Source organism: Candidatus Similichlamydia epinepheli (genome assembly GCF_003056015.1).
Genome location: NZ_PPEU01000048.1, coordinates 1 through 5,447, shown reverse-complemented (window position 1 = coordinate 5,447; position 5,447 = coordinate 1). Strand labels below are relative to the sequence as shown.

The 5,447-nt window shown below is 38.3% G+C and carries 7 protein-coding genes; all 7 read right to left on the bottom strand.

The window, feature by feature from the left end; genetic code table 11:
• A partial coding sequence (locus tag GCCT14_RS05445; RefSeq protein ID WP_204592943.1) for a hypothetical protein occupies positions 1 to 186 on the bottom strand: 186 nt, incomplete at its 3' end.
• Positions 187 to 204: 18 nt separating this feature from the next.
• The gene (locus GCCT14_RS03345) at positions 205 to 831 is read right to left on the bottom strand and encodes a SycD/LcrH family type III secretion system chaperone (protein ID WP_108624241.1); all 627 of its coding nucleotides are present in this window, start codon (positions 829 to 831) and stop codon (positions 205 to 207) included.
• 1 nt (position 832) lies between these two features.
• Entirely contained in the window at positions 833 to 1,678 is an 846-nt protein-coding gene (locus tag GCCT14_RS03340; RefSeq protein ID WP_204592942.1) for a hypothetical protein, read from the bottom strand.
• 4 nt (positions 1,679 to 1,682) lie between these two features.
• A complete protein-coding gene (locus GCCT14_RS03335) occupies positions 1,683 to 2,495 on the bottom strand; it encodes a hypothetical protein (RefSeq protein WP_157952559.1) in 813 nt (270 codons plus the stop codon).
• A gap of 15 nt (positions 2,496 to 2,510) precedes the next feature.
• On the bottom strand, positions 2,511 to 3,374 hold the full coding sequence (locus GCCT14_RS03330; RefSeq protein ID WP_108624238.1) for a hypothetical protein: 864 nt from the start codon (positions 3,372 to 3,374) through the stop codon (positions 2,511 to 2,513).
• Positions 3,375 to 3,386: 12 nt separating this feature from the next.
• Positions 3,387 to 4,502: a hypothetical protein gene (locus GCCT14_RS03325; protein ID WP_157952558.1), complete on the bottom strand. Its 1,116-nt coding sequence runs from the start codon at positions 4,500 to 4,502 to the stop codon at positions 3,387 to 3,389.
• Between the two features lie 35 nt (positions 4,503 to 4,537).
• Positions 4,538 to 5,447 (bottom strand): hypothetical protein (locus GCCT14_RS03320; RefSeq protein WP_157952557.1); only part of this gene is annotated, 910 nt, incomplete at its 5' end.

Sequence of the window (5,447 nt, the reverse complement as noted above, 5' to 3'; positions counted from 1 at the left end):
CCAATCTTTATCGCGGTCGGTCCCTGCCATGTAGAGACGATCTTCTGCAATGGGCGATAAACCAATCAGATTAGAAGTGGCCTGCAGTTTGATTTCGCTGGATACTTGCCGTTGTTTTTCTAAGTCAGCGTATAATTCTTTCTTAGGGTCTTCTGTTGTTGTGGGAAAAATGTAAAGTTCCGTCATGGAAATGTTCCTTCGGACTTAGCCTTTGATAGGAGAGGAAAATTTCTCTTCGAGTGCTTGTTTCAATAACTCCGCTCGTTCTCGAATTATGACGTGTGCACCATCTTCTGGATTGCAGCAATGAATGCACAAATGAAGCATCATGATGGCAGAATAGTTGTCTTGCATTTCTATGTAGCAATCTGCGGCATAATAGTGCGGTAGAGGAGTATAAGAATCAGGTTTAAGCATTGAGGAGGTGATATAGGCTTTCGCTGCATCTTGATAATTCTTTTGTCTATGAAGAGTTGTAGCAACAGCGTATCTATACTTCCATTGAAGTGGATCAAGAATCGTCAAAACTTTAAACAGTTGAAGGGCCTCTCCAAACTGTTTCTTTTCGAAAAATTGAAACCCCCATGCATAAAAGGCTTCCATGTTTTCGTTCGACAGTCCAAGGGCATCTTTAAAAAAGATTCCCTTTTCACAAACTAGACCGATCGCATGAGCAATCTTGTTGCTAAACTCCTCATATTCTTCATCAGTGGCAAGTGGAGGATCTTTTATTGTGGAGGAGTGTTCTGATGCGAACATTTGGAACAAATGACGTATTTGATCCAATGAGCCTCCTTCTAAGGAGATTTCAGATAGAAGTTTATTGAGCATATTAATGCCTCAAAAGCGCTTCTAGAACTGTTTTTTGTCTTTCAAAGATGCTGTCAAAAGTGTTGGAAAATTGCTTGCTATTTTCTTGAATGAACTGCAGGTTATTCTCTGTGAGTCTAGATTCATCTTTAGATATGTTGAATGATTGTCGTTTCTCTTCTCTCTTTAGTAGGGCTTCTTGTTGAGCTACTACAGACTCAGGATCAGGAATCCTCGCGTCTGATGACGAGGGTCTTACTACTGGCAAAGGAATTCCACCTAGCTCTTCTTGTGCTTTATTCATAGCGTAATAATTTCGAATTAGGCTCAAACTGGTTATATGTTCTGCTCGTTGTGACTCTCCCATCACTTCAATCAATCTATTCAGACAGAAAAGGATCACATTTTCTTGTATGTTTTTAATTTTTTCTGCTGTTGTAGAAGATGATCTTTCTATGAATTGAGCGAAATTTGTAATTATGCTTATTAGTCCACTACCGGAGTAAGTGTAGAAATTGAGATTGGTACGAAATGAATTTGAAACTGATCTTCCCCATTCAACCATCGCATTCATGAATTGTGTCTCGTACCAGTATTTCCTGGATGCACTTCCTCCTTGGACAATATCTGTACTAGTCCCTGATAAAAATTCTTCTGAAACATAAGGGAAAAACTGTGCATAGAAAAATTCGGACAAAGATTCTACCGTACTACCTTGGATTGGTTGCACAAAAGCATTGCGCCAAAGTGCTATTGCTCTGTTTTTGCCTTCTTCACTGATTGTAGGAGGGTCTGTGTTATAGAAGCCTCCATGTGGCCCCTCTACTCGTGGTGGGACTCCGACGTCATTAAGCTGGAAACTGGCCATCATTTTATCCTATACGAGTGATAGCGGAAAGAACTGATTCCATGTCTTGGATCATTTTCGTTGCTAGTTGAGAAAATTGAGTTCTTGAGTCAATTGCTGTTTGTACATCGTTTTGATACTGCGCTGTTGATTTTCCTATTATAGATCTCCAATTCCTATGGTTTTCTGACTCTTGTTGAGCGTCCATATTTTCTTTTATAGTTGTGTAATCATCGTCAGAGACCTGGACTTCAAACTCAATTTGACCCATTTTTTCTACGGCTTTTTCTTCTCGCAAAGTAAAAGTTACTGCTGCAGTGGCTTTGTTGAGGGAGGTTTTTTGTGCACTTTTCATCACTTCAAGGAGAAGTTGCCAAACCCATAGAACTGGTTCATGAGACTTGTTTGGATCTATATATTTAGGGAGTGATGCTGTTCGCATTACGGATTCAAAATGCCTTGCAATATATTCAGGAATTGTCTCTGTTAAACGACGATCATATACACTTCGATTTTGAAAATAGTCACCGAAAATATAGTTTATATTGGATCGGAAAAGACTTTCCGCATAGTGATCCATTCCGACGAAACTGTAGGAAAAAAGTTTATCTTTATCGATAAATTGAGTTTTATCAGTATCGAAACTAGTTCTATTTTGAAGTTCTGGCATCTTATATCTAATAAAATGCTCCCAACATAATCTGTATAGCGTTTCAGTGTCTGCATTTGACAATGTGGAGGTGGTACCAGCTATCCTAAGAATGATATTTTGGAAATAGCCCTGGTTATGTTTCAAATTCTCCCAGTTGGGTAGCAATTGTGGGTTGATATTAGGCATTGTCACTCTCCAGGTTTATGCAAAGAGCCCTCGGACTATATTCAAATCAGTTTCGAAAAGTTTATTAATGAAATTGGCAAAAATTTCGGCATCATTATTGATTTTTGTTAGATCAGTAGACGCACGATCAACTCTTTTTTGAGTAATCAAGCGATAAGTTTTGAGGTCTTCTAGAAGTTTTGCGTTAGTTTGATTCCTATGCTGACCTATAAAGTCTTCTGAATTAACTAGTGGACGATACTTGTATCTTCCATCTACCATTTCTTCTGAAATGGATTGGGAAGTCTGAGCATAACGTGTAGCAAGGCGGCCAGAATTCACTGTGTGGTGTTGAATTTCCTCAAGAGATTTGAGTAGTATGAAAGAGACCCAAATTCTCATATTATAGGCTCTGTATTCTAGATTGCGTAGATCTCTTCTGGCTATTTCTGGCTCATTTGTTCCATGGAAACGAGTTGTGAGGTAGCTTTGGAAACATATATGTTTTTCATCTGTGGATAAATTGTCGAATTGAGAAAGAGTAGCAGTAAGATCCGTTATCGTATCATCTCGTCCAAGAATTAAAGACTCATAAAAGTCTTCTAGCATTTGAGTGAAGATTCTTTCATGAATGGTTTTCGCGTCAGAACTAATAGATGTAACACGATTTTGTTCTGCTTCGAATTCCTCTCTTGAGAGTCTAGGGAATATGTTGTTAACTACGAAATCCCACATTGGAACTGCGTATGTAGCATTAAATGTGACTCCATTGACGGTAATGCTAGGATTTGTGCTATCAAGAGGATATTCAGGAGCTTCTATAAAATTACGATGGTCTTCTCCGAAATAAGGGGTTTTGTCTAACGTTTTTGTATCTAGGTAATAGCCTGGAAAAGACATAAGCTTGTTCTCTTATCTTGCAATTTTTTGTGCTACGCTTTTTTCGCACTTGAATGTCATATCTAATAAAGATGCAGATGATTTAATGAATTCTTGGTAGAGGAAAAGAGCTTTTGAGAGCATTTGTTTCTGAACATCATTTTGTGAATGTAGTGTAGAAATAGCATCAGAAACAGCCTTTCTAACTTCTTGATTCATATACAAACGTGCAAAATTTTTCGGAGAGCTAGCAATAGAATCAAAGGTCGCCCAGTAGAGTTCACCTTCGGTTGAATTTCCGCCTCTTCGATCTGCCCAGTCGCTTTCAACCCCTCTATCCCAAGACATGATGTTAAATTGGTTAACTAACAAGTCGATTACATTGTTAATTGCTCGATAATGATCAGAATTTTCAGGAAGAAGATTCAAAGATGATTGCAGTTTAATGGCAGTGTGTTTCAATACAGTTATCGCGTCATCCCTTGCCACCCCTGCAACTAATGCAGGAATAGATCTAAATTCACTTAGATTATAAAAATAATTACTGCTTCCATTAGATATTGAAGAGATGTCAGATGCTGTTGCCCCTTCTGCTGCATTATTGGTGATCATCAATTCTCCACGTTCATTGAAGAATCCTTTCCCAGGATTGATCGCAAGAACAGATTCGATGTCGTTAATGTGTTGAGATGCATTTTTAATAGCTAAAAGAGCATCTCCTAAACTTGTTACCTCTTGATTTAGAAGAGCCTCACCTGTTCGTGCATAATTGAAATAGAGAGCTTCATTGACCGGTATGTTAACGTTCAGTGCACCTACATTTCCCTGGAAACTTGTAAGTCTGTTAATTAAAGTGTCTAGTGCAGTTTTGAATTCGCCTTGAATTCGTGCAAGTGATGAGCTAGGTATAATGTTAGCATCTGAGATGCTCGTTAAAATATTGGTGATGTCATTGTTTATCGCTGTGCCAAGATCAAATAAAGATGTATGTTGCCAATGTTGGAAGCTACCTTTTAAATCTTGTAAGACGAAGTGTACGCTATGTAACGCATTTTTGATGCTGTCGAGGTCATCTGCGCTAGTAATACTTGCACTTAATGTACGCATTTCTGCAATCGCCATTGATATAATGGCATTTGCATCTGTCATTATATATTTTGTGTCTCGTTCTATTTTGAGAGGCATTATTTGTTGATCCTTTTTGCAATAGAAATGAGAGATTGATTGTGATTTTCGAAGATATGGGCTGTCGCATCAGAGATGGTTTTAATCTCGAATAGGACTTTATTGACGTTTTGTTGACCTTCTTCATTTATAAGCATGGCTAATTCAATGGCTGATCTAAGGTCATTCTGAAAAGATTGGTCTTCCCACATTCGACTTATTGTTCTTGCATTGACTAGCCCTTCAAAACCACCACTTGATTCTGCGAGGTCTATTTTGTTGATAATTTTGCGAAGGATGGCATGTTCTTGAGAATTTGCTGGGTAAACATTGTTGTTGTAGATTTGTCTCAATTTTCGGATTCCTTCGATCTGATCTAATTGAACTTGTTCAATGAAGAGTGAGTACCAAGAATCTGTTGAAGAAGCATCGGTCAGCTGACCATTTGCAGTTATGTAGTTTTGGCCTGGGTTCCAAGTGGATGCTCGATTGAGTAAGTTGAGCCCTTCCAAAAAGTCAGATGCTGCAGATAAAGAGTCTCCAAGGTCACTCAATGTTTGATCACTTCTGTTATCAAACTTCCTAAAGACATCAACTAACATCACTTCTTCAGGTGAAACATTAAGTTCTCCTTCGCTAAGGGGAGTTAACTCATCTAGTGCTGTTGCAAGTTTTGTTCGGAGATCGCTATTTCTAAGTTGATTTCTTAGAACAGAAAACATGGTTTCTGGCGTGGTTAAGCCAGGTTGAAATATGTTGCTTTCATATTCTCTTGAAATCGGCTCAAGGAGATCTTGAATCTCTTCACAATGACGTTTGATATCAGTAGATCCAGCTAATCCCCACACTTGATGGTTGTAAAGCATCTTCCTTAAATTGTTCAAACGTAGAGCAAAAGTAAAAATATCAGCGCTGTTTAATTCTGCTCTA

What these genes read in the sequence shown, in the direction of transcription:
- GCCT14_RS03345 (WP_108624241.1), bottom strand. Translation starts at nt 831, where the DNA reads ATGCTCAATAAACTTCTATCTGAAATCTCCTTAGAAGGAGGCTCATTG.
- GCCT14_RS03340 (WP_204592942.1), bottom strand. Translation starts at nt 1,678, where the DNA reads ATGGCCAGTTTCCAGCTTAATGACGTCGGAGTCCCACCACGAGTAGAG.
- GCCT14_RS03335 (WP_157952559.1), bottom strand. Translation starts at nt 2,495, where the DNA reads ATGCCTAATATCAACCCACAATTGCTACCCAACTGGGAGAATTTGAAA.
- GCCT14_RS03330 (WP_108624238.1), bottom strand. Translation starts at nt 3,374, where the DNA reads ATGTCTTTTCCAGGCTATTACCTAGATACAAAAACGTTAGACAAAACC.
- GCCT14_RS03325 (WP_157952558.1), bottom strand. Translation starts at nt 4,502, where the DNA reads ATGACAGATGCAAATGCCATTATATCAATGGCGATTGCAGAAATGCGT.